Origin of the sequence: Halobellus sp. Atlit-38R (genome assembly GCF_003665925.1) — an archaeon.
Taxonomy (GTDB): Archaea; Halobacteriota; Halobacteria; order Halobacteriales; family Haloferacaceae; genus Haloquadratum; species Haloquadratum inordinatus.
Genome location: NZ_QXIJ01000004.1, coordinates 247,239 through 269,753, shown reverse-complemented (window position 1 = coordinate 269,753; position 22,515 = coordinate 247,239). Strand labels below are relative to the sequence as shown.

At 66.1% G+C, this 22,515-nt stretch carries 21 protein-coding genes and 1 tRNA gene; 13 read left to right on the top strand and 9 right to left on the bottom strand.

All coding sequences use genetic code 11. The annotated features are described in order from the left end of the window. Positions 1 to 109: 109 nt before the first annotated feature. Entirely contained in the window at positions 110 to 232 is a 123-nt protein-coding gene (locus D3D02_RS21485) for a hypothetical protein (protein ID WP_255410152.1), read from the bottom strand. Between the two features lie 117 nt (positions 233 to 349). Continuing rightward, complete coding sequence (locus D3D02_RS08055; protein ID WP_121569454.1) at positions 350 to 1,609, bottom strand: LeuA family protein; 1,260 nt, start codon at positions 1,607 to 1,609, stop codon at positions 350 to 352. Between the two features lie 428 nt (positions 1,610 to 2,037). Here D3D02_RS08055 and D3D02_RS08050 point away from each other — a divergent pair, with 428 nt between their 5' ends. After that, positions 2,038 to 2,322 carry a DUF5779 family protein gene (locus D3D02_RS08050; protein WP_121569453.1) on the top strand — a complete coding sequence of 95 codons (285 nt, stop codon included), beginning with the start codon at positions 2,038 to 2,040 and terminating at the stop codon, positions 2,320 to 2,322. Positions 2,323 to 2,370: 48 nt separating this feature from the next. Here the strand turns inward: D3D02_RS08050 and D3D02_RS08045 are convergent, their stop codons facing one another. Beyond that, positions 2,371 to 3,165 carry a VOC family protein gene (locus D3D02_RS08045; protein WP_121569452.1) on the bottom strand — a complete coding sequence of 265 codons (795 nt, stop codon included), beginning with the start codon at positions 3,163 to 3,165 and terminating at the stop codon, positions 2,371 to 2,373. A 145-nt stretch (positions 3,166 to 3,310) separates the two neighbouring features. Here D3D02_RS08045 and D3D02_RS21145 point away from each other — a divergent pair, with 145 nt between their 5' ends. After that, positions 3,311 to 5,647, top strand: coding sequence for a response regulator (locus D3D02_RS21145; protein ID WP_121569451.1), 2,337 nt, complete (start codon positions 3,311 to 3,313; stop codon positions 5,645 to 5,647). A gap of 19 nt (positions 5,648 to 5,666) precedes the next feature. Here D3D02_RS21145 and D3D02_RS08035 read toward each other — a convergent pair whose 3' ends face one another. The 4 genes from D3D02_RS08035 to D3D02_RS08020 all read right to left on the bottom strand — a co-directional run bounded on the left by D3D02_RS08035 (position 5,667) and on the right by D3D02_RS08020 (position 9,758). Beyond that, positions 5,667 to 6,503 carry an HTR-like protein gene (locus D3D02_RS08035; protein ID WP_121569450.1) on the bottom strand — a complete coding sequence of 279 codons (837 nt, stop codon included), beginning with the start codon at positions 6,501 to 6,503 and terminating at the stop codon, positions 5,667 to 5,669. A gap of 93 nt (positions 6,504 to 6,596) precedes the next feature. Continuing rightward, complete coding sequence (locus D3D02_RS08030; protein WP_121569449.1) at positions 6,597 to 7,586, bottom strand: beta-ribofuranosylaminobenzene 5'-phosphate synthase family protein; 990 nt, start codon at positions 7,584 to 7,586, stop codon at positions 6,597 to 6,599. Between the two features lie 99 nt (positions 7,587 to 7,685). Next, complete coding sequence (locus D3D02_RS08025; RefSeq protein WP_121569448.1) at positions 7,686 to 8,015, bottom strand: cupin domain-containing protein; 330 nt, start codon at positions 8,013 to 8,015, stop codon at positions 7,686 to 7,688. A 75-nt stretch (positions 8,016 to 8,090) separates the two neighbouring features. After that, the gene (locus D3D02_RS08020) at positions 8,091 to 9,758 is read right to left on the bottom strand and encodes an ATP-binding protein (RefSeq protein ID WP_233560605.1); all 1,668 of its coding nucleotides are present in this window, start codon (positions 9,756 to 9,758) and stop codon (positions 8,091 to 8,093) included. Positions 9,759 to 10,407: 649 nt separating this feature from the next. Between D3D02_RS08020 and D3D02_RS08015 the strand changes: the two genes are divergently transcribed. The 6 genes from D3D02_RS08015 (at position 10,408) to purF (ending at position 17,882) form a co-directional block, all read left to right on the top strand. Continuing rightward, a complete protein-coding gene (locus tag D3D02_RS08015) occupies positions 10,408 to 11,637 on the top strand; it encodes an HD domain-containing protein (RefSeq protein ID WP_121569447.1) in 1,230 nt (409 codons plus the stop codon). A 79-nt stretch (positions 11,638 to 11,716) separates the two neighbouring features. Beyond that, positions 11,717 to 12,730 carry an amidohydrolase family protein gene (locus D3D02_RS08010; RefSeq protein ID WP_121569446.1) on the top strand — a complete coding sequence of 338 codons (1,014 nt, stop codon included), beginning with the start codon at positions 11,717 to 11,719 and terminating at the stop codon, positions 12,728 to 12,730. Between the two features lie 87 nt (positions 12,731 to 12,817). Further along, entirely contained in the window at positions 12,818 to 13,561 is a 744-nt protein-coding gene (locus D3D02_RS08005; RefSeq protein ID WP_233560604.1) for an alpha/beta hydrolase, read from the top strand. Positions 13,562 to 13,787: 226 nt separating this feature from the next. Further along, positions 13,788 to 15,701 (top strand): molecular chaperone DnaK, encoded by a 1,914-nt coding sequence (gene dnaK / locus D3D02_RS08000; protein WP_121569445.1) that lies wholly within the window; start codon positions 13,788 to 13,790, stop codon positions 15,699 to 15,701. 150 nt (positions 15,702 to 15,851) lie between these two features. Further along, a complete protein-coding gene (locus D3D02_RS07995) occupies positions 15,852 to 16,202 on the top strand; it encodes a hypothetical protein (protein ID WP_121569444.1) in 351 nt (116 codons plus the stop codon). 105 nt (positions 16,203 to 16,307) lie between these two features. Further along, positions 16,308 to 17,882, top strand: a complete 1,575-nt coding sequence (gene purF / locus D3D02_RS07990) for an amidophosphoribosyltransferase (RefSeq protein ID WP_121569443.1) — start codon at positions 16,308 to 16,310, stop codon at positions 17,880 to 17,882. 66 nt (positions 17,883 to 17,948) lie between these two features. Here purF and D3D02_RS07985 read toward each other — a convergent pair whose 3' ends face one another. Together D3D02_RS07985 and D3D02_RS07980 are read right to left on the bottom strand one after the other, a co-directional pair. After that, positions 17,949 to 18,341 carry a MoaD/ThiS family protein gene (locus D3D02_RS07985; protein WP_233560603.1) on the bottom strand — a complete coding sequence of 131 codons (393 nt, stop codon included), beginning with the start codon at positions 18,339 to 18,341 and terminating at the stop codon, positions 17,949 to 17,951. Between the two features lie 136 nt (positions 18,342 to 18,477). Continuing rightward, the gene (locus D3D02_RS07980) at positions 18,478 to 19,038 is read right to left on the bottom strand and encodes a DUF420 domain-containing protein (RefSeq protein ID WP_121569441.1); all 561 of its coding nucleotides are present in this window, start codon (positions 19,036 to 19,038) and stop codon (positions 18,478 to 18,480) included. 121 nt (positions 19,039 to 19,159) lie between these two features. On the opposite strand from D3D02_RS07980, the gene D3D02_RS07975 reads away from it, so the two are divergent. The 5 genes from D3D02_RS07975 (at position 19,160) to D3D02_RS07955 (ending at position 22,512) form a co-directional block, all read left to right on the top strand. Next, a tRNA-Leu gene (locus D3D02_RS07975) sits at positions 19,160 to 19,244 on the top strand. Between the two features lie 206 nt (positions 19,245 to 19,450). Continuing rightward, positions 19,451 to 19,978 (top strand): multiprotein-bridging factor 1 family protein, encoded by a 528-nt coding sequence (locus tag D3D02_RS07970; RefSeq protein WP_121569440.1) that lies wholly within the window; start codon positions 19,451 to 19,453, stop codon positions 19,976 to 19,978. Between the two features lie 76 nt (positions 19,979 to 20,054). Beyond that, positions 20,055 to 21,260, top strand: a complete 1,206-nt coding sequence (locus D3D02_RS07965) for a DHHA1 domain-containing protein (RefSeq protein ID WP_121569439.1) — start codon at positions 20,055 to 20,057, stop codon at positions 21,258 to 21,260. A 60-nt stretch (positions 21,261 to 21,320) separates the two neighbouring features. After that, positions 21,321 to 21,899, top strand: a complete 579-nt coding sequence (locus D3D02_RS07960; RefSeq protein WP_121569438.1) for an HAD family hydrolase — start codon at positions 21,321 to 21,323, stop codon at positions 21,897 to 21,899. A gap of 199 nt (positions 21,900 to 22,098) precedes the next feature. Then, a complete protein-coding gene (locus tag D3D02_RS07955) occupies positions 22,099 to 22,512 on the top strand; it encodes a hypothetical protein (protein ID WP_121569437.1) in 414 nt (137 codons plus the stop codon). Positions 22,513 to 22,515 lie beyond the last annotated feature (3 nt).

The following is a 22,515-nucleotide window of genomic DNA, read 5'->3' as shown; positions in this document are numbered from 1 at the left end:
TGGTCGTGTGGGTCGAGCGTGGTGCTCCATTGGCCTTGTGTAACGGTCGCTGGTGGATTAGTTGGCGGGCGCGTACGGGAACCGAAAATCGAAAATTGGGTGTGAGGGGCTAGGCGGCCCCTACAATACGCACGTCGACGTCGAGCGTTTCGACGCCGGCCGACTGGAGCACACGCGCGACCTGCGCCGCCGCTGAAGCGCCGGCCGTCGCGTCGGTGATCCGTCGTCGCATCGTATCCCACAGATTCTTCTCGCCCGTAATGAACGTTTCGCGCCGCGGGTCCGTTTCGGGAGGTCGGTCGGCGGCGCACCCGTGGCTCGTCGATTCGAGCAAACGGGGCGCGCGCCATCAGGCGCGGACCTCCTCCTGTTCTTCGTCCTCGCCTTCCTCGGCGCGTTCGACGCCCGACTCGCGGGCGAAGCGCGTCAGCACGTCGACGGTGACGCGCTCTTTCTCGGCGCCGTAGTCTTTGACGCGGCGGGTGATGTCGCGCACTTCCGCGTCGGTCGGCGTGAAGCCCGACTCCTCCAGTCGCTTGCGGACGGAGTGAGTCCCGGTGTGCTTCCCGAGGACGAACTCGCGCTGGGCCCCGACCATATCGGGCGTCATCACACCCGGCTCGAACGTGTCCGTGTTCTCGATGACGCCCGCGGCGTGGATGCCGCTCTCGTGTGAGAAGGCGTTCCGTCCCACGACCGGCTTGTTGGCCGGAACCGGGATGTCGCTCGCCTCCTCGACCATCCGCGACAGTTCGGTAATTCGTGTGGTGTCGATCCCCGTGTCGACGTCGTACAGCGACTCCGCCGCCATCACGACCTCCTCGAAGGCGGCGTTGCCGGCGCGCTCGCCGATGCCGTTGACGGACACCTGCGCCTGCGCGGCCCCGGCCTCGAAGCCGGCCATCGCGTTCGCGGTGGCCAGCCCGAAGTCGTCGTGGGCGTGCACGTCGATCTGCGCTTCGGTGTGTTTTCTGATCTCGCGGATCAGACTCGCAAAGCGCGTCGGCGTCGCGACGCCGGTGGTGTCGGGGACGTTGACCCAGTCGACGCCCGCCTCGTCGACAGCGCTCAGGATCTCGGCTAAGAAGTCGACGTCGGTCCGGGTGGCGTCCATCGGCGAGAACATCGCCTGGGCACCTGCCTCTTTGACTCGCTCGACGCTCTCGACCGCGCGCTCGACGGCCTCCTCGCGGGAGGCGTGCATCGAGTCGGCCAGCTGGACGTCGCTCGTGCTGACGAAGACGTGGACCAACTCGACGCCGGAGTCGAGTGCGGCCTCTACGTCTTTGTCGACGACGCGAGCCAGCCCGCAGACGGTCGTGTCCGTCGCGGCGGCGATGTCGCTGACGGATTCGAACTCGGCTTCGGAGTTCACCGGGAATCCCGCCTCGATGACGTGCGTCCCCATCTCGTCCAGCGTCGCCGCGATGTCGCGCTTCTCGTCGTAGCTGAACGAAGTGCGTGGCGACTGTTCGCCGTCGCGGAGCGTCGTGTCGAAAATCCGTACGTTCTCGATCTCGGATTCAGTTATTTGGGCTAATGTGCCCTGGAAGAACTCGACCAGCCGGGGTGTCCGACTGAGCCTCCATGTCGTCGTTAGACATTGTATCTGTTCACTGCCCGGAAAGATATTAAAAGGTTTCGCTGTCGGGGGTCTGATCCCGGGACGGCGCGTCCGCGCATCGCCGATCTCAGGGTTGCCGAGCGGGGACCGTACCTGCCGATCGCGGGGGTTTCGCGGACAGACGCGGCTACAATCGAACGCGGCCGTCGTTCACGACCCGGACCGTGTGAGGAGTGGCCGTTTGGTGCAAATTCCGCCGCGAGTGCGGCCGATCGCCCACCTGAACTACTCGCGCGCGGCGTTGAGTGGACGAACGTTCAGGTGCGCGCGTTGCGGGACGGCCGCTCGAACATCCACGTCTGTGTGGCCCGTCAGCTGAGGGATGTCGGCGCGAGAGAGCATAATAAATTTTCTGACAAAATTCGGGAGAACGCGTCCGAATCCTTTTCGTACCGGTCTGCGTGGCCCCTGGTATGAGCGACTTCAACCTGAACCTCTCGGAGGCCGAAGAACACCTCGACGAGGAGGGCACCGGCAACGTCGTGCTCGGCGTCCTCGACGGCTCTACGGACCCTGACGAGTGGGTCCGGTCAGTCGAGGCGGGTAACGTCCTCGTTCTCGCCGTCGAGGGCGACCTCAACGAACTCGCGAAGGGCTTCGCCCGCCCGGTCAGAGATATGGACGGCACGCTCACGCACTTCCGAGACTTTCTGATCGTCTCGCCGTCCGGCGTCGACATCAACACCGACCGACTCTGATCGGCGCTGAACGGTCCCGCCTCCGCGCCGGGCCTCACGGTCGCACGATCACTCACCTGACTGCGGTGGCACGAACGTCAACACGTGCCCGTCGTCGTCGACGACGCGGACGCCCTCCTCGACGTCCGTCGGTCCGACCGCCCAGGGCGCGCCGGCTTCGACGGCGGCCGCTGCGTCTCCGGTCGTGAATGCGAGATCGACGTGAAGGCCGCCGCGAGCGTCCGCGATGCCGAGTTGTGGCTCCCAGAGTTCGAGGTCGACGGGTCCCGTCAGCCGGACGCGGCGCCGCGCCTCGCCGCGGTCGACGACCTCGAAGCCGAGCCGTCGGTAGCGTGCCTCCGCTCGCGACAGATCGGTCACTTCCAAGACGACCTCGAAGACGCCCGTGAGCGGCGGCACGTCGTCGGCGTCGTCCTCTGTCGCCGCTGTCTCGGTGTCGTTCTCGGCGGCCGCTGTCTCGTGTATGCCGCCGATCTCGACGCACTGGCCCGCGGGGTCGTAGACGTACAGCGAGTCGCTGGACCCGAACGAGAACTCGACGGGGTCGAGATCGGCGAGTCGGCGTCGCCAGCGGGGGTACGCCGCTCGCGTCGTGGCAAACGCGTAGTGCGTGTGGACGCCTCCGCGCGGTCGTGCTGTGGGACGGCGGAGAACGAGGCTCGTGAGGTCGGCGTCGGCTCCCTCCACGGCCGCCCCGCTGGCAGACGCGCCCACGTCGTAGGCGACGTGCGACTCCGACGCGGATCCGGGCGCTGCCTGGAGACCCAGCCGGTCTTCGTAGAACGCACGCGTCGCGTCGAGATCCTTCACTTCGAGGCCGAGTCGACGGAGGCCGGTGAGCATATCTGTCTCTCGGGCGGCAACCGTGAAAGGGCTACTGTCGCCCCGGGAAAACGGACGTTCGAGTTCGCAGTCCGCACACGGCACGTAGCTTACACGCCTCGATGGCGTGCAAACATATTTGATCCTGGTGTCAGTACGCCAGTGTATGTCCGGGCCACCGAGCGAGTATCCGATCGGCGAGTCCCCGGAAGAAATCCGCATCCTCCACGTGGACGACGACGCCGAGTTCGCCGACCTCACCGCGTCGTTTCTGACCCGGCAGAACGACACGTTCTCCGTGTCCACCTCCACTACCCCCGGTCGGGCGCTCGACCGCATCGAGGACGGCACCCTCGACTGCGTCGTCAGCGACTACGAGATGCCCGAGATGTCCGGACTCGAACTGTTCGAACGGGTCAGAGAGCGCGACTCCGAGGTACCGTTCATCCTGTTCACCGGGGAGGGGAGCGAGGAGATCGCGAGCCGGGCGATCTCTGCCGGCGTTACCGACTACCTTCAGAAGGGGATGGGCACCGACCAGTACGCCGTCCTCGCGAACCGGATCGAAAACGCCGTCGAACAGACCCGGTCCCAGCAGGCGTTGGCCGCGAGCCAGCGGCGGCTCTCCCGCTTTATCGAACAGTCCCCGCTGGGGACGATCGAGTACGACGAGACGTTCACGATCGTCAAGACCAACGACGCCGCGACCGAGATCACTGGCTACGAGGACTCCGAGCTCGTCGGTGGCACGTGGCTCCCGATCGTCCCCGACGAGGAGAAGCGACACGTCGCCGAGATCGAACGGCAACTGCTCGACGATCGCGGCGGCTACCAGAGCGTCAACGAGATCGTGACGAAAGACGGTGAACGGCGGCTCTGTACGTGGCACAACCGAGCCGTCACCGACGAGGACGGTAGCGTCATCACGATCTTCTCGCAGTTCGAGGACGTGACCGCAGAACACGCCCAGCGGCGGGAGCTGGAGCGGACGAACGCCGTCCTCTCGACGCTCTTCGAGACGCTTCCGATCGGCGTGCTCGCCGAGGACGCCGACAGAGAGGTGCTCACGGCCAACGACCGGCTGTTCGACCTGTTCGAGCTACCGGGATCGCCCGAAGACGTCGTCGGCGCGGACTGTGCGGCGTTCGCCGAGGACGTCAGCGAGATGTTCGTCGATCCCGACGGGTTCGTCTCCCGGATCGATACGCTCGTCGACGAGCGCGAACCGGCGTGGAACGACGAACTGCTCCTCGAAGACGGGCGAGCGCTGGAGCGGAGCTACCGGCCGATCGAACTGCCGGACGGTCAGGGCCACCTCTGGGTGTACTACGAGGTCACCGATCGGAAGGTCCGGGAGCGACGGCTGGAAGCGCTGAACGAGACGGCGCGGGAGTTGATGACTGCGGCGAGTCGCGAGGAGGTCGCATCGATCGGCGTCGACGCGGCGTCCGAGGTGCTCGATCTGGACGCGAGCGCGATCCACCTCTACGAGGAGGATGCCGGACTGGTTCCAGTCGCCTCCAGCGACGCCGCTCGCGAACTCGTCGGCTCGCTGCCGACGTTCACCGACGACGGGATCGCCTGGCGGTCCTTCGCACAGGGCGAGGTGTACTCGATCGACGACGTTCGTGAGGACCCCGACGTGTACAACCCGGAGACGCCGATTCGCAGCGAGATCCACCTGCCGCTCGGCCGCTATGGCCACTTCATCGCTGGCTCGCCGACCCCGGGGGCCTTCGACGACGAGGACGTCGTCCTCGGTGAACTCCTCGCCGTCAACATCGTCAGGGCGCTCGAACAGGTCCGGCGTAACGAGCGCCTCCACGAGCGCGAACGGGAACTCACGCGACAGAACGCCCGACTCGAAGAGTTCGCGAGCGTCGTCTCACACGACCTCCGTAATCCGCTCAACGTGGCCGAGGGGCGGCTCGAACTCGCGATGGAGTTCTGTGGGGACGAGCAGGCCAGAGACCAGTTAACGCAGGTCGCAGGCGCCCACGAGCGGATGGCGGATCTGATCGAGGACCTGCTGACGCTCGCTCGCGACCGCGAGACGACGCTCGATCCGACGCCCATCCAGTTTGAGCCCTTCGTCCGGACGTCGTGGCGGAACGTCGACACCGGTGCGGCCACGCTCGTCGTCGATGATGACGGCACGATCACCGGCGACGAATCACAGTTGCGACAACTGTTCGAGAACCTCTTTCGGAACGCAGTCGAGCACGGCGGACCGGACGTCACCGTCCGCGTGGGCACCTTCCAGAACGGCTTCTACGTCGCGGACGACGGCGACGGTGTCCCCGAAGACGAGCGCGATCACGTCTTCGAGTACGGCTATTCGACGTCACAGAGCGGCACGGGATTCGGGCTCTCGATCGTCTCCGAGATCGCCGACGCGCACGACTGGGAGATCCGCGCGACCGAGGGGGCCGACGGCGGGGCTCGCTTCGAGATCAGCGGCGTCGACGCCGCACTCGATGGAGACGACGCCTCCGACGTCTGACCGCTGTCGCTCTTCAGCCTCACCGGATCTTCCGCACGTCGCTCACGTCGAAGCCCCCCTCGTGAATCTCGGTCTCGAACCGGACGATGTCCTCGCTCTCGATCTGTGAGAGGACGCCGCGGAACTCTTGGACGACCATCGTCCGCGCACGCTTGGACCCGCCGGACTCCCACTCGAACTGGAGCGTTCCGTCCGCTGCGTCCATCAGGTGCCCGAGTTCGGTCCGTTCGAGCGTCTCCCGACTCGCGTACGCGAGCACGAGCCCGCCCCAACGGTGTGCGGCCTTGCCGAGGCCGCGAATCAGCATCGCGATGTCGTTCCACGCCATCTCGTCGGAGATGGCCGCGACGAGATCGGTGATCGAGTCGATGATGACGAGGTTGTCCGCGGCGTTGTCGTTGAGGTACTGACCGAGCGCCGTCAGCACGTCGGCGCGCTCCTCGCGACCGCCGAGGTCTTGCAGCGTCGTCGTCTCACCGAGGTACCACTCCCGCGGGACCGGGCTCAACTGGAAGTACTCCGGCGAGAAGTCGCGAACGGCGATGTGCTCTGCGGCCGCGCTCACGATGTCGTCGTCCAGCACGTACGACATCTCGCGGCGAACGTTCGACTCGTCGTCGGTGAACGACAGATAGTGCACCTCCGGCGGGAGCGTGGCGTCGGCGTGGAGGTCGCCGTAGTGCAACTCGAATACGTCCCGGTCGGTGTGAGCGACGGCGTTCATCGTCGCGCTCGTGTACATAAACTCACGGGCGCCGGCCCCGGGTTCGCCGACGAGCAGGACGACCGTCCCAAGCGGTGCGCCGCCGCCGACGACGCGGTCGAATCGGGACACCCCGAACGGGATGCGATCCATACCCGTCCGTCTCGGGCGGTGCCGTTAATCGTTTCGGGCGACGGCGCGGCCGATGCGAGAGCGCAGTCGGTCTATCCACTCACGGAGCGACGCCTACGCGACGACGTCGTCGACGGTCTCGATCTCTGCCCCGTCGTTCCGCCCGGACACGATTCGCACGTCGCCGTCGATGCCGGCCGCGTCGAGCGCCTCGGTTCCGGCGTTCCGGGCCGCGTCGGCGTGTGAAGCGTCGGTGACGCCGTAGACGCACGGCCCCCACGACGACTGGCCCGCGCCGTAGCACGCCGGGTCGCTGTCTAACGCGGTGACCAACTCGCCCACCGGAGGGCGGTAGACGCCGCCCTGTTCGTCGGCGTACCACGTCCCGTTCAATCGACCGAGAGACTCGATCGCGGCCCCGAAACGCTTCGCGTTGCCCTCGGCGACCGCCGGGAGGAGCCGTCGCGTCGCGACGCCAGCGATGCGGTCCGCGACGCCCGGATCGGCCCGTTCGACGACCGATCGCATACTCTCCTCTTCGGCGTCGCCGTTCCGCCCCGGTTCGACGTCCGGGAGGACGAGGAGGAACCGCCAGTCGTCGGGGACTGATCGCCGGACGGTGACCGAGGGCACGGTCCAGTCGCCGTCGGCCGGGCGCTCGGTCGTGAATTGGGCGGTCGGGTGGCCGCCGTCGACCACGAATCCGCCGTGCTCGAACGTCCCGACACCGACGCCGGAGCGACCGCCGCGGCCGAGATCGGGGGCCAACGACCGGACGTCGGGGGCGCGGTCGTGCGCTCGTCCGATGGCCGTGAGGACGGCCAGCGCCAGTTGGGTCCCGCTTCCGAGCCCCGAGTGCCGCGGGAGCGCGGATTCGACGGTGACGGCTGCGCCGGGCACGTCGAGCAGGTCGACGGCGCGCTCGGCGTACTGGAAGGCGACCGGGTCGTCGCAGTCGACGCTCGCGGCCGGTTCGGCGGTCACGACTGTCTTCGGTTCGTCGACGGCGACGCCGATGCCGCCGTACAGTCGATCGAGCGCCAGGCTGAGGTTCAAGAACCCGAAGTGAATGCGGGCGCTGGTCGCGACGCGGGCGCGTCTCATCGACTCTTACTACTGGGGGCACCTCGTTGTGGGTTTCGACGTGGGCAAGCCGGCCCGGTGTCGGAACTCCCGCACTGACGCCGAGTCGCTCGTCGTCTGTCAGGGCAGGGGGCAGAGACTCGCGGTAAAGACGGCGACGTCGTCGGTCTCGTTGCGTGCGCCGTGGACGACACCGCGGTCGTGGCGCACGACGCCCGGCGCGTCGACGGTCTCCTCGTCACCGTCGCGAACGACTACCACGCTGCCTTCCAGAACGTGAAAGACGTTCGTGCTGTCGGGATGCTCGTGAGGGTCCAGTTCCGCACCCGGGCCGAGTGCGAACCCCTTCACGAGGACGTCGTCGGTGACGACCAGTTCCGTCGTCTCGATTTCGCCGTCGTCGGGGTCGAGCGCGGCTCGCGCCTCGTCGTACAGATCGAGTGAAGCCATCAGTATGGACTGCGTCGGGATCGCATATATACTATCGGTCGCCCGAACGCGATGCGCCCGGTTCTCGGCGGCGCGCTATTCGGTTTGAATCTCGAAGCGAGCCCCGCCGTCGGCCCCCTCGGTCGCGCGGATCTCCCAGTCGTGCGCGTCGGCGATCTCGGAGACGATCGCGAGGCCGAACCCGGTCCCGTCGGCAGCCGTCGTGAACCCTGCGTCGAAGACGTCCTCGCGTTCGTCCTCGGGGATTCCGTCGCCGTCGTCCGCGACGTAGAACCCCTCTGCGGTCGCGCCCACGGAGATGACGACGTCGTCGCCGCCGTGTTCGATCGCGTTCCGAAAGAGGTTCTCGAACAGCTGTTGCAGCCGTTCGGGGTCCGCAGAGACCGTCCGCTCGACGTCGTCTTCGATTGAGAGCGTGGCCTGGTCGGCGGGGATCATCCGCCACGCCTGTTCTGCGAGTGCGGCGATGTCGACGCGCTCTGTGTCGTCGATCGACATTCCCTCACGCGCCAGTGTCAACATCTCCTCAATCAACTGTTCCATCCGTTCGTGGGCCCGGACGACGGGCTCTAGGTGGTCGGTGTCCTCCGATTCCAGAGCGAGTTCCGTCCGTCCTTTCGCGACCTGAAGCGGGTTCCGGAGGTCGTGGGAGACGATGCTCGCGAACTGTTCGAGCTTCTCGTTCTTCGCTTCGAGTTCCTGCCGGTACTGCTCGCGCTCGGTCACGTCTGTCAGGACGACGGAGTGACCCGTCTCCGCGCTCCCCATTGTGAACGGGTTCGACGTGACGTTGTAGTAGCGATTCGTTCCGTCGACCTCGACTTCGATGATCGGGTCGGACTCCTCCATCGTGTCCGCGAGCGCCGGAACGGGGTCCGAGAGCGGTTTCCCGATGGCCCCCGAAAGCGACGGAAAGAGGTCGCCCGCGCGAGTGTTGAAGTCCCTGATTTCTCTCCCGTCGTCGACGACGAGGATCGGGTCGGTGCTCTCGCCGGTGACGCGGACGTACTGGAACCGATCGAAGTACGTCGAGAACACGCCGACTGCGAAGACGGCGACGCCGATCGACGAGTACGTGATGTCCAGGATGCCGGGGGCGATGGCGCCCAGCACGTCGAAGACCACCGGGATTCCGGTGAGCGAGAGGAGCGCGAACAGCGGGCGAGTGTTGGAGTTGACCCGGATGAACAGCTCGAAGAGCATAAAGAAGCCAACGAACGCGAGCGCGTACGCCAGCCCCATCGCGATCCAGTGCAACGGGCGGTGGCTGACCTGCAGGTAGACGAACGGCGTGTTCGCTTCCTCCGCGACGAAGTACCAGTTGTGGATCGGGTTCGTCATCTTCACCGCGACGAACGCGAGAAAGACCACGAGCAGCCCCTTCCGCGCGGCCGAGTTATGGTGGACCTGTCGACCGGTGTACGCCGCACAGAAGTACAGCCACGGCCCGACGGAGGCTAAGCCGACGACGAGACCGATCACGTAGAACACGTACTGGAGGTCGGGAGTCGGCATCGTGAGATACCCGACGTGGGCGGCCGCCCAGCCCCCGCTGGTGACGAGAAGCCAGAAGACCCCCCGGCGCGTATCTTCGTGTTCGATACGCCGCGTCCGACGGAGCATCCCGAAACAGAGCACGGCGGCAGCGGCAAATGCGAACACGTACGCGCCGTATAACGCGCTCGGAGAGAGTGGCGGCAACATCTGGATCGGTTGTAATCCGGGATTAACGGGGAGCATCATCAACCCACCGACCACAGGGTGTGACGGTATCGGCCAGAAAGGGGTGTCGATCTTCCCGTCGGAGGCGAACCCTCCATTGGGTGCCTCTGCATCGGTCGGTCGTCGGATGTCGGCGACGACCTGGAGATGCGCCGACTACGGGCGGGTGGTCACCCCGGCCGCAGCGGTGCCGACGCCGCCGTGACGGGCGGTCGACGGCGTCGGTGCGTGAATCCGACAGTCGCGTTCGCGACTGTAGCCAGCACCACTGTCAGCGCGGCGGGACGCGGGTGGGGGCAGCGTCCCGGAGTGCGGGCTGTGTCGTAGCGGCGTCCCCGTCCATCCAGCGGGGTGGCCGCACTGCGACGTCGAACTATCTGCACGACGTCGCAACTTCCCCTTGCTCGGGGACCCACTTCAACTGGGGCGACGGTCAACTCGGATTCGGGGCCACGCGCCGAATGAAATTCGGCTAAATTCGGCTAAACTGTCCTCTAAATCACCGGACTGAGGCGCTCAGATCGCTGTTTTCCACAACACCGTTGTTTTCGCCGTCCCAGCGTTCAGTCGATTTCGACACGTCTCACGGGTGAGGTCGTAGCGTGTGGCTAGCACCGAGAGTAGTCGTCGTCGGCCGACGCTTTTTGTACGATGCCGCGCAACCCGACGTATGGCGACGATCAAAGACAGCGTCCACGATCACATCGAGGTCGAGGGCGTTGCGGCGGCCCTCCTCGACACCGAGCCGGTGCAGCGGCTCCGCCACATCAAGCAGTTGGGGACGGTCCAGTTGGTCTATCCGTCGGCGAACCACACCCGGTTCGAGCACTCGCTCGGGGTCTATCACCTCGCCGACCGCGCGCTCGAGCACCTCGGCATCGACGGGATCCAGGCCGAGCGACTCCGCGCAGCGGCGCTCCTCCACGACGTCGGTCACGGCCCCTACAGTCACAACGTCGAAGACGTCACCCATCGTCACACGGGCAAGTACCACGACGACGTGCACGAACTCCTCGACGAGGGAACGGTGGGCGCGGTGCTCCGCGATCACGATCTCGATCCCGCGCACATCGCCGACCTCGTCGCCGGCGACGCCAAGTACGGACAGCTCGTCTCGGGCGAGTTGGACGTCGACCGAATGGACTACCTCGTGCGCGACGCCCACCACACGGGCGTCCCCTACGGCACGATCGACCACGAGCGCCTGATCCGGGAGCTCACCTTCGTCGACGGCGAACTCGTCCTCGCGGAGGGGAACGTCCAGACCGCCGAGTCGCTGCTGCTCGCGCGTGCGTTGATGAATCCCACCGTCTATCAGCACCACGTCGCCCGCATCTCGAAGGCGATGCTCCGACGGGGCGCCGAACGGCTGCTCGAACAGCCGGATATCACGCCCCGACGGCTTCGCCGGATGGACGACCACGACCTCCTGGTCGCGCTCCGGACGACGCCGGCGACGAGCGAGTTCGCCCGTCGGCTCCGGACTCGGGATCTGTACAAACGCGCGGTGTGGGCCGAACTGGAGGCCGTCCCCGAAAGCGTCGTCGACGCCGACTACGAGGCGCTGCGCGACCTCGAAACGGAGATCGCAGACCGCGCCGGACTGCCGGCCGAGCAAGTCGTCGTCGACGTCCCCGACCGGCCGTCGATGACCGAGTCGACGTCGCGGGTGATGGTGAGCGGCGAGATGCGTCGGCTGGGCAAGCAGTCGCCGCTGGTGTCGGCGCTGCGGACCGCCCAGAAGCAACAGTGGCGGCTCGGCGTCTACGTTCCTGCCGACGAGACCGACCGTGCGGGGCGGCTCGCCGTGGAAACGCTCGGCCTCGACGTCGATGGCGCGCTCGTCTCGGACGTACGGCCGGGTGTGACGGCGACGCTGGACGAGTTCACGGAATCGTGATGATATCGCTATTCGCCACGCACGACGAGATCGTTCCGCTTCGGGAGTTTCAAGCCGCTGGGCTGGCGACACTCGCGCAATGATCGTCGAGGGGACCGTACTCAGAGGGCCCGAACTCGAACCCATCCGGGGCCGCGTCGTCGTCGAGGACGGCGTGATCACGGCCGTCGAGGAAGCCGACGTCTACTCCGACGACATCGTGCTCCCGGCGTTCGTCAACGCGCACACGCACATCGGCGACTCGATCGCCAAGGAAGCGGGTGCGGGCCTCTCGCTGGACGAACTGGTCGCGCCGCCGGACGGACTGAAGCACCAACTCCTCAGAGCGGCGAGCCGCGAGGAGACCGTCGACGCGATGCGTCGCTCGCTCCGGTTGATGAGCGAGACCGGGACGGCCGCCTGCATCGAGTTCCGCGAGGGCGGCGTCGAGGGCGTCGAATACATCCGTGAGGCGGCCGCCAGCCTCCCGATCGACCCGGTCGTCCTCGGCCGCGAATCCGAGGACGCGATGCACGCATCCGACGGGTTCGGTGCCTCAGGCGCGCGCGACGCCGACTTCGACCGCCTGCGGAACGCCACCCGCGAGGCCGAGAAGCTGTTCGGAATCCACGCTGGCGAGCGCGACCCCCACGACATCAACGCCGCGCTCGACCTCGATCCGGACTTTCTCGTCCATATGGTCCACCCCGAACCGCTCCACTACGAACGGCTGGCCGACAACGACATCCCGGTGGTCGTCTGTCCGCGATCGAACCTCGTCACCGGCGTCGGCGTGCCGCCGATCCGGGAACTGACCGAACGGACTACGGTCGCGCTCGGCACCGACAACGTGATGTTGAACTCGCCGTCGATGTTCCGCGAGATGGAGTTCGCCGCCAAACTCGCGGACGTGTCGGCGAGCGAGGTGTTGCAGATGGCGACTGTCAACGGCGCGGAGATTGCAGGGTTGAACTACGGCGTCATCGAGCCCGATCGCGAGGCGAAACTCCTCGTCCTCGACGGCGACTCCGACAACCTCGCGGGCGCCCAAGACGTGGTCCGCGCGGTCGTCCGCCGTGCGGGCGCAGCGGACGTGCGAGACGTCATCGTCTGAGTCGCAGCGCAGACGCCGGACGCCGGGGGCCCGTCCGGCAGTACCGTCGTGGCGAGGACTTTTCTGCGCTCCGAACGGTTCGGGCGTATGCACCTTCCACGCTCGTCCCTCGGCCGCGCGACCCCGCGGATGCAGATTACGCGCCGCGGGACCGATGGCGACGATCTGCTTTTCGTCCTCGGCTGGGGGAACAAGCCGACACACGAACACGTCGCGTGGCTCCTCACGCGGCTGCTCGAAGCCGACTACCGGGTCCACGCGGTCACGATTCCGACGAACGTCTGGGACTTCGACGACCAGTATCTCGCACCACTCGACGAGTACGTGCGCGAGCACGACTTCGACGTCCTCCTGAGTCACAGCACCGGCGGACTGATCGCCGAACACCTCGCGAGGAACCACGACGTTCGAAACGTCTTCCTCAGTCCGTGGTGGGGCGTCGAAACCGACGGCCTGCTCGACCGCGCAATCCTCGCCGTCTTCGAGCGGCTCCCGACCGCGAGGCGGCTCTACGATCCGGAACTCGACGCCGACGCGGTCGGCACGCTGAAGTCGCCCGCGGAAGCCGAGACCGGTCCGAGCGGACTCTCGCCGGCGTTCCTGGCGACGATTCGGGACGCTCAGTCGCGACTTGGTCCCTTCGACGACGACGACGCCGTGTTCTACACCCCGGCCGATCGAGTCGTCGATCCGGCGGCGATCGAAGCGCGTACCCCACCGTCGAACCGTCGCCAGTACGACGGCGGCCACGAGTTCTTCGCGTCACAGGGGCGCAAGTCGGTCCTCGAAGGGGTGCTCGGGGCACTCGACTCGGGGCCGGAAGTGATCTGATCGGACTCGATCATCTGAGCGGACGCAATCATCCAATTGGACCAGTCGGTCGTCGCCGTCTCCTCCCCGGCCGGCCCGAGGCGGCTGACGTGCGCTTCAATATAAATCCTACTACCTGACAGGCAACCACACAGGAAAACCGCAGTACAGCGGAGGCTCTCGATTCACCCCCGGCTGCCACCGTCTAGTAACCTTTAACCGATTTAGACCAGTAGTTGGCGGCAAGATGGCGAGCAACAAGATCCTCGGTATCGACCTCGGCACCACGAACAGCGCGTTCGCGGTGATGGAAGGGGGCGACCCGGAGATCATCGTGAACTCCGAGGGCGACCGCACCACGCCCTCTGTGGTGGCGTTCACCGACGACGACGAGCGACTCGTGGGCAAGCCCGCGAAGAATCAGGCGATCCAGAACCCAGAGCACACGATCGGCTCGATCAAGCGGCATATGGGGGAGGACGACTACAGCGTCGAGATCGACGACGACGAGTACACGCCCGAGCAGATCTCGGCGATGATCCTCCAGAAGATCAAGCGCGACGCCGAAGACTATCTCGGCGACGAGATCGAGAAGGCCGTCATTACGGTCCCGGCGTACTTCAACGACCGCCAGCGCCAGGCGACCAAGGACGCCGGCGAGATCGCCGGTTTCGAGGTCGAGCGCATCGTCAACGAACCGACCGCGGCGTCGATGGCGTACGGTCTCGACGACGACTCCGATCAGACGATTCTCGTCTACGACCTCGGTGGCGGGACGTTCGACGTGAGCGTGCTCGACCTCGGCGGCGGCGTCTACGAGGTCGTCGCGACGAACGGTGACAACGACCTCGGTGGCGACGACTGGGACGAGGCCATCATCGACTGGCTCGCCGAGCAGTTCAAAAACGAGCACAACATCGACCTCCGCGAGGACCGGCAGGCGCTCCAGCGACTGAAGGACGCCGCCGAGGAAGCGAAGATCGAACTCTCCTCGCGAAAGGAGACGACGATCAACCTGCCGTTCATCACGGCGACCGACACCGGCCCGGTCCACCTCGAAGAGACGCTCTCGCGCGCGAAGTTCGAGTCGCTCACCGAGGATCTGATCGAGCGCACCGTCGGCCCGACCGAGCAGGCGCTCGCAGACGCCGGCTACGATAAGGGCGACATCGACGAAGTCATCCTCGTCGGCGGCTCCACCCGGATGCCGCAGGTCCACGAGAACGTCGAGGAGATGCTCGGCATCGAGCCGAAGAAGAACGTCAACCCCGACGAGGCTGTCGCGCTCGGCGCGGCGATCCAGGGTGGCGTCCTCGGTGGCGAGGTCGACGACATTGTCCTGCTCGACGTGACGCCGCTGAGCCTCGGTATCGAGGTCAAGGGCGGCCTCTTCGAGCGACTCATCGACAAGAACACGACGATCCCGACCGAGGAATCGAAGATCTTCACGACGGCCGCGGACAATCAGACGTCCGTGAACGTTCGGGTCTTCCAGGGAGAACGTGAGATCGCAGACGAAAACGAACTGCTCGGCGAGTTCCAGCTCACCGGCATCCCGCCGGCCCCAGCCGGAACGCCCCAGATCGAAGTCTCGTTCAACATCGACGAGAACGGAATCGTGAACGTCGAAGCCGAGGACAAAGGCTCCGGCAACGCCGAGTCCATCACCATCGAGGGCGGCGCTGGCCTCTCCGACGAGGAGATCGAGCGGATGCAGGACGAAGCCGAGGCGCACGCAGAAGAGGACGAACAGCGCCGCGAGCGCATCGAGGCCCGCAACGAGGCCGAGAGCACGATCCAGCGCGCGGAGACGCTCCTCGAAGAGAACGAAGAGAACGTCGACGACGACCTCCGCGAGTCGATCGAAGCGAAGATCGACGACGTCGAGGCGACCCTCGAAGACGAGGACGCGACGAAAGAGGACCTCGAAGAGGTCACCGAAGCGCTCACCACCGAACTGCAGGAGATCGGCAAGCAGATGTACGAAGCCCAGCAGGCAGCCGGTGCGGGCGGCGCCGGCGCGGGTGCTGCAGGAGCAGGTCCTGGCGGCGCTGCCGGTGCTGGCCCCGGCGGAATGGGTGATATGGGCGGCGCTGCCGGCGATGGCGACGAGTACGTCGACGCTGACTTCGAGGACGTCGACGAAGACGACGAGGAGTAGCTCGCGTCTACGCCGTCTGGGAGCTTTTTTGTAATCACGGCCGTCGATACGGTAGAACAGCGCGTCGACCTCACAGGCCCGCAGTGAGTGTCGGCCGGACCGAGTCTAATCTGGCAAAATACTTTTTCCGGTGCCGTTCGACCGGCGCGTATGCCTATCAGTGACGACGAGTGGGAGTCCGGCAAGCAGTGGACCGAAGTCGAACGTTCGGTCGCAGAGTTCCTCGACGCCATCGAACCGCGAGCCTACACCGTCCCCGAGCTCCACGACCTCCTCGCAGATGGTGGCACTGTCGCCACGCCCGAAACTGACACGTGGAGTGACTGCGAGGACGACGATGACGACGAGGTCGACGTCGCACCGATGGATGTGACTGAGCGCCAGGTCCGCGAAGCCGTCATAAACCTGCGCGACGCAGAGTACCTCGCGTCGAAACGGATCGAAACCGACGGTGGAACGACCACCTACTACCGACGATCGAACGGCGCCTTCCTCGGTTGATAGCGGCCACGCGGATATACACGTGTGTGTACATTCTGCCCCGGATTATCGGACGAAGGTAGCATATGGACGGGTTTTTAGCCCCCGGCATCCGTATCCTCGCATATGCCTGACGGGCGGGACCCTTCGAACCCCACTCCCGGACGCGAGACGACGAACGCGGGACCGACACACGGGACACCGACGAGCGCGGACCTCTCCGGTCCGACCGAGAAGTGCGGTGTCGTCGGTGTCGCGCTCGACGAGCGGGCGGCCGCACGTCCGCTGTACTACTCGCTGTATGCGCTCCAGCACCGCGGGCAGGAGTCCGCGGGAATCGTCACTCACGACGGCTTCCAACAGCACAGCCACGTCGAGATGGGCCTCGTCGGCGACGCCTTCGACGAGTCCGACCTCGACTCGCTGGCGGGACAGACTGGAATCGGTCACGTCCGCTACCCCACCTCGGGCGGCGTCAACGCCTCCTGTGCCCAGCCGTTTTCGGTCTCGTTCAAGTCCGGGTCGCTCGGGCTCTCACACAACGGCAACCTCGTCAACGCCGACGAGATCCGCGCGGAACTCGCCGATCTGGGCCACGCGTTCACATCCGACGGTGACACGGAGGTCATCGCTCACGACCTCGCGCGGAACCTCCTGGAGGCCGACCTCGTCCGCGCCGTCAAGCGGACGATGGATCGAATTCACGGCTCGTACGCCCTGACGATTATGCACGACGAGACCGTCCTCGCCGTCCGCGACCCGCAGGGGAACCGTCCACTCTGCATCGGCGAACTGGAGGACGGCTACGTCGTCGCCTCCGAGTCGGCTGCGATCGACACGCTCGGCGGCGAACTCGTCCGGGACGTTCGACCGGGCGAACTCGTCGTCCTCGAACCGGACGGTTCCGGATACGATACCTATCAACTCGTCGAGAACGACGACACCGCCCACTGCTTCTTCGAACACGTCTACTTCGCCCGCCCCGACTCGGTCATCGACGACACGCTCGTCTACGAGGCCCGTCGCGACCTCGGGCGAAAGCTCTGGGAGGAGTCCGGCGTCGAGACGGACGTCGTGTTGCCCGTCCCAGACTCCGGCCGCGCGTTCGCCTCCGGCTACGCCGAGGCAGCCAACGAGACGACCGCCGACGGGACGGAACGCGACGAAGCGGACGACGCCGTCGAGTTCGCCGAGGGACTGATGAAGAACCGCTACGTCGGTCGGACGTTCATTATGCCGACGCAGGACGAGCGCGAGCGCGCGGTCCGACTGAAGCTCAACCCCATCAAGAGCACCATCGAGGGACGCTCGGTCACGATCATCGACGACAGCATCGTCCGCGGAACGACGTCCCGACAGCTCGTGTCGCTGCTCCGGGACGCCGGCGCAGAGGAGGTCCACGTCCGCATCGGTGCGCCGCCGATCGTCGCGCCGTGTTATATGGGGATCGATATGGCTTCCCGTGAGGAACTCATCGCGGCCGATCGCTCGATCGAGGAGATCTGCGAGGAGATCGGCGCCGACAGTCTCGGTTACCTCTCCGTCGACTCCGTCGCCGACGTTCTCGGAGCGTCGAAGCTTGATCTCTGTCTCGGCTGCGTCACCGGCGAGTATCCCTACGACATCGAGGGCGAGGAGACCGACCGCGACGTCCAGCGGCCGGTCATCGGCGAGGGTGAGCCCGCCCACGCCGACGACTAACGTTCTGCAGTCCCGTCGACGGCAACGTTCTGCAGTCCCCTTACAGTACTGTCAGACAGCGACGGGCTACAGACAGAAGAGGAACGGATAGACGAGCGCGATCCTGTCGCCGTCTTGCAGTTCCGTATCGAATCCCTCGAGGTTCTCGTTGAACTGCCCGTTGATCAGGATTCGCGCGTAAGCGCGCGTTCGCTCGCCGTCCGGGTTCTTTCGGAGATGCCCGGGGACGTCGGCCGCGTCGATTGGCGCCCAGCCCCGAGTGGTCGAGTCTGCTTCGGTTTCGGCGATCACGAGGTCGCGGACGTCGTACTCCGCGAAGAACGCCTCGACGAACTCGCGTAGCGTGTCGCCCTCGAAGGTGTACGTGAGCCGTGACGTGCCGAGCGCATCGCGGACGTGGCCCGTCGCGCGCACGTCGACAGTCGTCTCCGTCGTCGACCGAGCCTGAGGCTGCGCCATACTGTCCGTAAGCCGCCGATCCATATGTCGATGCCGCCGAATATGTTCGGAGCCTCGTACTGCCGGATAGACGTTCGAGAAGTAGTGTGGACCCCGGCAGGTGCCGAGCACATTCTCATCGGTGGATCCGACGGTATCAGTACACGACGTACAGCATCACGTAGACGACGTTGCCGAGGAAAAAAGAGATCAGCCACAGTGAGGCGGCGATGCGACCGATTCGTTTGTGCGCGGAGTCGTAGATCTCGGGGATCGAACGTGTGACCGCGAGCAACAGCACGTAGTACAACAGCGGGATGCAGACGATCGCCAGCAGGATGTGAATCGCGAGGATCGGCAGATAGACGAACTGGTAGACGATCTCCGGTCCGGGGAAGTCGGCGGTTCCCACGAGGATGAGCCGGTAGAGGTAGAGCACGAGGAACGCGACGAAGAACCCGAGCGTCGTGAGCATCATCGCGCGGTGCCGCCCGACGTCGCCCTGTCGGATGAAGCGCACGCCGAGGAGGATCGTCACGATCGCGGCCGTGCTGAGCGCAGCGTTGATATGCGGAATCGCCTCGAGTAGCGTTGCGGGCGCCTCAGGGACGACAGAGGGAGGGATCGCACCGAGCACGGCTCCGAACACCGCGGCGAGCGAAACCACCGTGAGTGCCGTCGTGAGTTCGAGAACGTGATCGCGGGCACGCAGTTCCATACCTGATGGCCGGACGGAGCGGTAAAAACGGTGCCGGCTGCGAGAAGCGACTCCCGCCGTCGAAAGGAAACTCATTTAAATTACCCCGGACAACCAGTGATTGCACGATACGACACTGCGAGCGTGGGTAGCCAAGCTAGGCCAACGGCGCAGCGTTGAGGGCGCTGTCCCATAGGGGTCCGCCGGTTCAAATCCGGTCCCACGCATCGCACGGCGGAACAATCCGCCACTCGATGCAGGTGCTCATCCCTTCGGGGACACAGCACCCACGCACAATCCTTCCGAAGCTACACTCGATAGCCACGGCCGTCGCGCTCGGTTCCGAAAGTCGTCGACGGCTGTCAGCCCCGGCAACAGGCGGCGCGGCGTCGACGGGGCTACGTTTTAAACCGTGGAGCCAGTACGGAGTGCTATGCCCAAATACTCCACCGGAAGCGGAAGCGGCGGTGGCGACGGCGACAGTTGCGAACTCTGCGGTCGCTCGACCGGCAATCTCCGCCGGGCCAACGTCGCCGGCGCGGAACTCCTCGTCTGTGAGGATTGTGCGCCACACGACGACTCACAAAAGACGACCAGCGCGTCCTCGGGAGCGGACTCCGGGGCCGGCTACGACGACTCTGAGACGTCCCGCAGCAAGCGCGCGGCCCAGAAACAAGCGCGGATGTACGACCAGGCGAAAGGCGACGCGAGCCACTGGGAGAAAGAGGGGACCGACTACGAACAGGACCGGCTCCCGTACCTCGTTACCGGCTACGGGGACCGCGTCGAGGCGGCACGACAGGACGCGGGACTGACGACCGAGGAGTTGGCGGCCGAACTCGACGTCGAAGAGGCCGACGTCGTCGCCGTCGAGCAGGGACGTGCGACGCGCGCGGGCGTCGGCGGGTCACTCGTCCGGGCGCTCGAAGAGCGGCTCGACGTCGAACTGGTCGACGAGTAGTCAGCCCTCGAAGCGACGGCGCACCGGGCGGGTGAACTGCCACCATTTTTGTCTCCCGACACCCTCAGCGGCTCGTATGCGAACACGTGCCCCGGCAGACCCCGAGGTTCGCGAGTTCACCGCCGAGGTCGTCGCTCTCGACGACCGGACGGTGACGCTCGACACCACGTACTTTTACGCCGAGAGCGGCGGACAGCCTGCGGACAGAGGAACGATCGACGGCATCCGGGTCGTCGACGTACAAGACGACGGCGACGCCGTGCACCACACGCTTGCGTCCTCGCCCGACTTCGAGGTCGGCGACACAGTCTCCAGTATGATCGACGACGATTTCCGCACCTACTGTATGCGCGCCCACACGGCGAGCCACGTGCTCTACGGGGCGGGACGTCGCCTCCTCGAGGATCTCGGCTACGGCGGCTTCGACATCGCCGAGGAGAAGGTTCGCGTGGACTTCACCACGCCGACCGACATCGACGACGAGACGCTCGTCGAGCTCGAGCGGTTGACCAATCGAGCCGTGTGGGACTCCCTGGACGTGAGCTGGGAGGAAGTCCCGACCGAGGAAGCGACGGCTCGCGAGGACGTCGCGTTCAACACCAAGACCGAAGAGGGCGTGATGGACGACGCCGACACGGTCCGGATCGTCGACATCGACGGCTGGGACGTCGCCGCCTGTGGGGGCACCCACGTCGGGAACACGCGAGAGATCGGCCCGGTCACGGTCCTCGATCGGTCGAATCCGGGCGAGGGACTCACTCGCGTCGAGTTCGCTGTCGGACCGGGTGGTATCGACCGTAGCGCAGAGCGGCACCACGCGCTCCGGCAGACCGCGGCGGCGCTCGAAACGAACGTCGACGACCTCGCGGAGACGGCAGTCGCGGTCCGGTCCGAGCGCGACGATCTCCAGGACCGCGTTCGCGAACTCGAACAGGCGGCCGTCGCTGACGCGATCGACGGCTTCGAAGCCGTCGAGAAGCAGGGTGCGACGTGGCGACTCGGCGTGCTCGACGGCGTCGATCCCAACGACGCTGGCGAGGCGGCGAAAGAAGCGGTCGACGACGCGGGCGTCGTCGGTGCTGTCGGTGGCGACGAGCGACCCTACGTCGTCGTCGCGGCCGGATCCGAGAGCGGTGTCCACGCCGGCGACGTCGTCGACGCCGTCACCGACGAGTACGGGGGCGGTGGCGGTGGCGGGCCGCCGTTCGCACAGGGTGGCGGTCTCGACGCCGACCCCGCAGACGTCCGTGACGCGCTTCGCGAGTGGGAATCAGCGGAGTAGGCCTTCCGAAGCGTCAGGTCTTCCGAAGCGCCTTTTCACCTCGCGCTCCTACGACCGCTGATGACTAACCACCCGACACAGGTGCCACCCCTCGAGGAGTTCGATGCCGTCGTCTGGGATCTGGACGGGACCATCGTACACCTCCCTGTGGACTGGGAGATCGTCACCGGTGACGTCGCCACGGTGTTCGAAAACGCCGGGATCGACGCCGCCGGGATCGATCTCTGGGAGCTCCTGGAACTCGCCGACGAGTCGGGGCTCCGCGACGACGTCGAGACCGTCATCGCGAGCCACGAGCGCGACGGCGCACAGCGCTCCGAACGGCTTCCGCACGCCGACGAAGTCGGCCAGTACCAAGCAGAGGGCGTCTGCTCGCTGAACTGCGAAGACGCCTGCCGGACCGCGCTCGACGTTCACGGGCTCGACCCCCACGTCGACGCCGTCGTCGGACGCGACACCGTGGCGACGCGGAAACCCGATCCGGAGCCGCTGCTCGAAACGCTCCGTCAGATCGACGTAGACCCCGCCGACGCCGTGTTCGTCGGCGACTCCCAGCGAGACGAGGAGGCGGCCCGACGCGCGGGCGTCGCGTTCCGCTACGTCGACGGGCGGTCCGCTACATCGACCGTCTCAGAGTAGCTGGCGAACAGGCGGCACCCGCGTTCCGGCGAGACGCCGTGCCGCACTCCCGCGTCACGTCTCCCGGCCGTCATCAGCGCACGCGGTCGCTGGTCCCCCAATCGTATTTGAATGCTGGGTAGCCCATCCCGAGCGTTCGATGCGGCCTAAATCCCTGTCGGCGCGGGCGTTAAGTCCATTCGAGCCCGTTACCTGCGTAATGAGCTATCCGGTCACGTACTACTGTCCACACTGCGGTGCCGTCGTCGAACTGGAACGGGAGGGCTACCTCGCTGATAAGTCGGTCACACCCTACCCCCTCGCTGGGTGGGAGTACGCCGAGCCCGACGAGGATTTCGAGGCGACCGACGGCGTTCGCTTCGTCTGTGGCGAGGGTGGCGACGAGGTCGACGCTCTGCGGTGGACGGGTGAGCGGAGCGACGCGGACGACGTCGAAGATCCGACCGCGGGGAGTCCGTGCGGACGACCGTTTTACCTCTCGTTCGTCCGATTCGTCGACGGCGAAGAAGTCGAACCACGGCCGGAAGCCACGCACACGACGATCGCGGGCGGCGGACCGTCCCGACCACGGGGTACAGACGGCCCGGGGGGACCGAGCGGTTTCGGTGGCTGAAAA

Bases quoted from the DNA above. Each gene is read 5' to 3' on its own strand.
- D3D02_RS07995 (WP_121569444.1), top strand. From the start codon at position 15,852: ATGCCTATCAGTGACGACGAGTGGGAGTCCGGCAAGCAGTGGACCGAA.
- D3D02_RS21485 (WP_255410152.1), bottom strand. From the start codon at position 232: ATGCGACGACGGATCACCGACGCGACGGCCGGCGCTTCAGCGGCGGCG.
- D3D02_RS08015 (WP_121569447.1), top strand. From the start codon at position 10,408: ATGGCGACGATCAAAGACAGCGTCCACGATCACATCGAGGTCGAGGGC.
- D3D02_RS07955 (WP_121569437.1), top strand. From the start codon at position 22,099: ATGAGCTATCCGGTCACGTACTACTGTCCACACTGCGGTGCCGTCGTC.
- D3D02_RS08035 (WP_121569450.1), bottom strand. From the start codon at position 6,503: ATGGATCGCATCCCGTTCGGGGTGTCCCGATTCGACCGCGTCGTCGGC.
- D3D02_RS07980 (WP_121569441.1), bottom strand. From the start codon at position 19,038: ATGGAACTGCGTGCCCGCGATCACGTTCTCGAACTCACGACGGCACTC.
- D3D02_RS08045 (WP_121569452.1), bottom strand. From the start codon at position 3,165: ATGCTCACCGGCCTCCGTCGACTCGGCCTCGAAGTGAAGGATCTCGAC.
- dnaK (WP_121569445.1), top strand. From the start codon at position 13,788: ATGGCGAGCAACAAGATCCTCGGTATCGACCTCGGCACCACGAACAGC.
- D3D02_RS07970 (WP_121569440.1), top strand. From the start codon at position 19,451: ATGCCCAAATACTCCACCGGAAGCGGAAGCGGCGGTGGCGACGGCGAC.
- D3D02_RS07965 (WP_121569439.1), top strand. From the start codon at position 20,055: ATGCGAACACGTGCCCCGGCAGACCCCGAGGTTCGCGAGTTCACCGCC.
- D3D02_RS08030 (WP_121569449.1), bottom strand. From the start codon at position 7,586: ATGAGACGCGCCCGCGTCGCGACCAGCGCCCGCATTCACTTCGGGTTC.
- D3D02_RS07985 (WP_233560603.1), bottom strand. From the start codon at position 18,341: ATGGCGCAGCCTCAGGCTCGGTCGACGACGGAGACGACTGTCGACGTG.
- D3D02_RS07960 (WP_121569438.1), top strand. From the start codon at position 21,321: ATGACTAACCACCCGACACAGGTGCCACCCCTCGAGGAGTTCGATGCC.
- D3D02_RS08020 (WP_233560605.1), bottom strand. From the start codon at position 9,758: ATGATGCTCCCCGTTAATCCCGGATTACAACCGATCCAGATGTTGCCG.
- D3D02_RS08050 (WP_121569453.1), top strand. From the start codon at position 2,038: ATGAGCGACTTCAACCTGAACCTCTCGGAGGCCGAAGAACACCTCGAC.
- D3D02_RS08010 (WP_121569446.1), top strand. From the start codon at position 11,717: ATGATCGTCGAGGGGACCGTACTCAGAGGGCCCGAACTCGAACCCATC.
- purF (WP_121569443.1), top strand. From the start codon at position 16,308: ATGCCTGACGGGCGGGACCCTTCGAACCCCACTCCCGGACGCGAGACG.
- D3D02_RS21145 (WP_121569451.1), top strand. From the start codon at position 3,311: ATGTCCGGGCCACCGAGCGAGTATCCGATCGGCGAGTCCCCGGAAGAA.
- D3D02_RS08025 (WP_121569448.1), bottom strand. From the start codon at position 8,015: ATGGCTTCACTCGATCTGTACGACGAGGCGCGAGCCGCGCTCGACCCC.
- D3D02_RS08005 (WP_233560604.1), top strand. From the start codon at position 12,818: ATGCACCTTCCACGCTCGTCCCTCGGCCGCGCGACCCCGCGGATGCAG.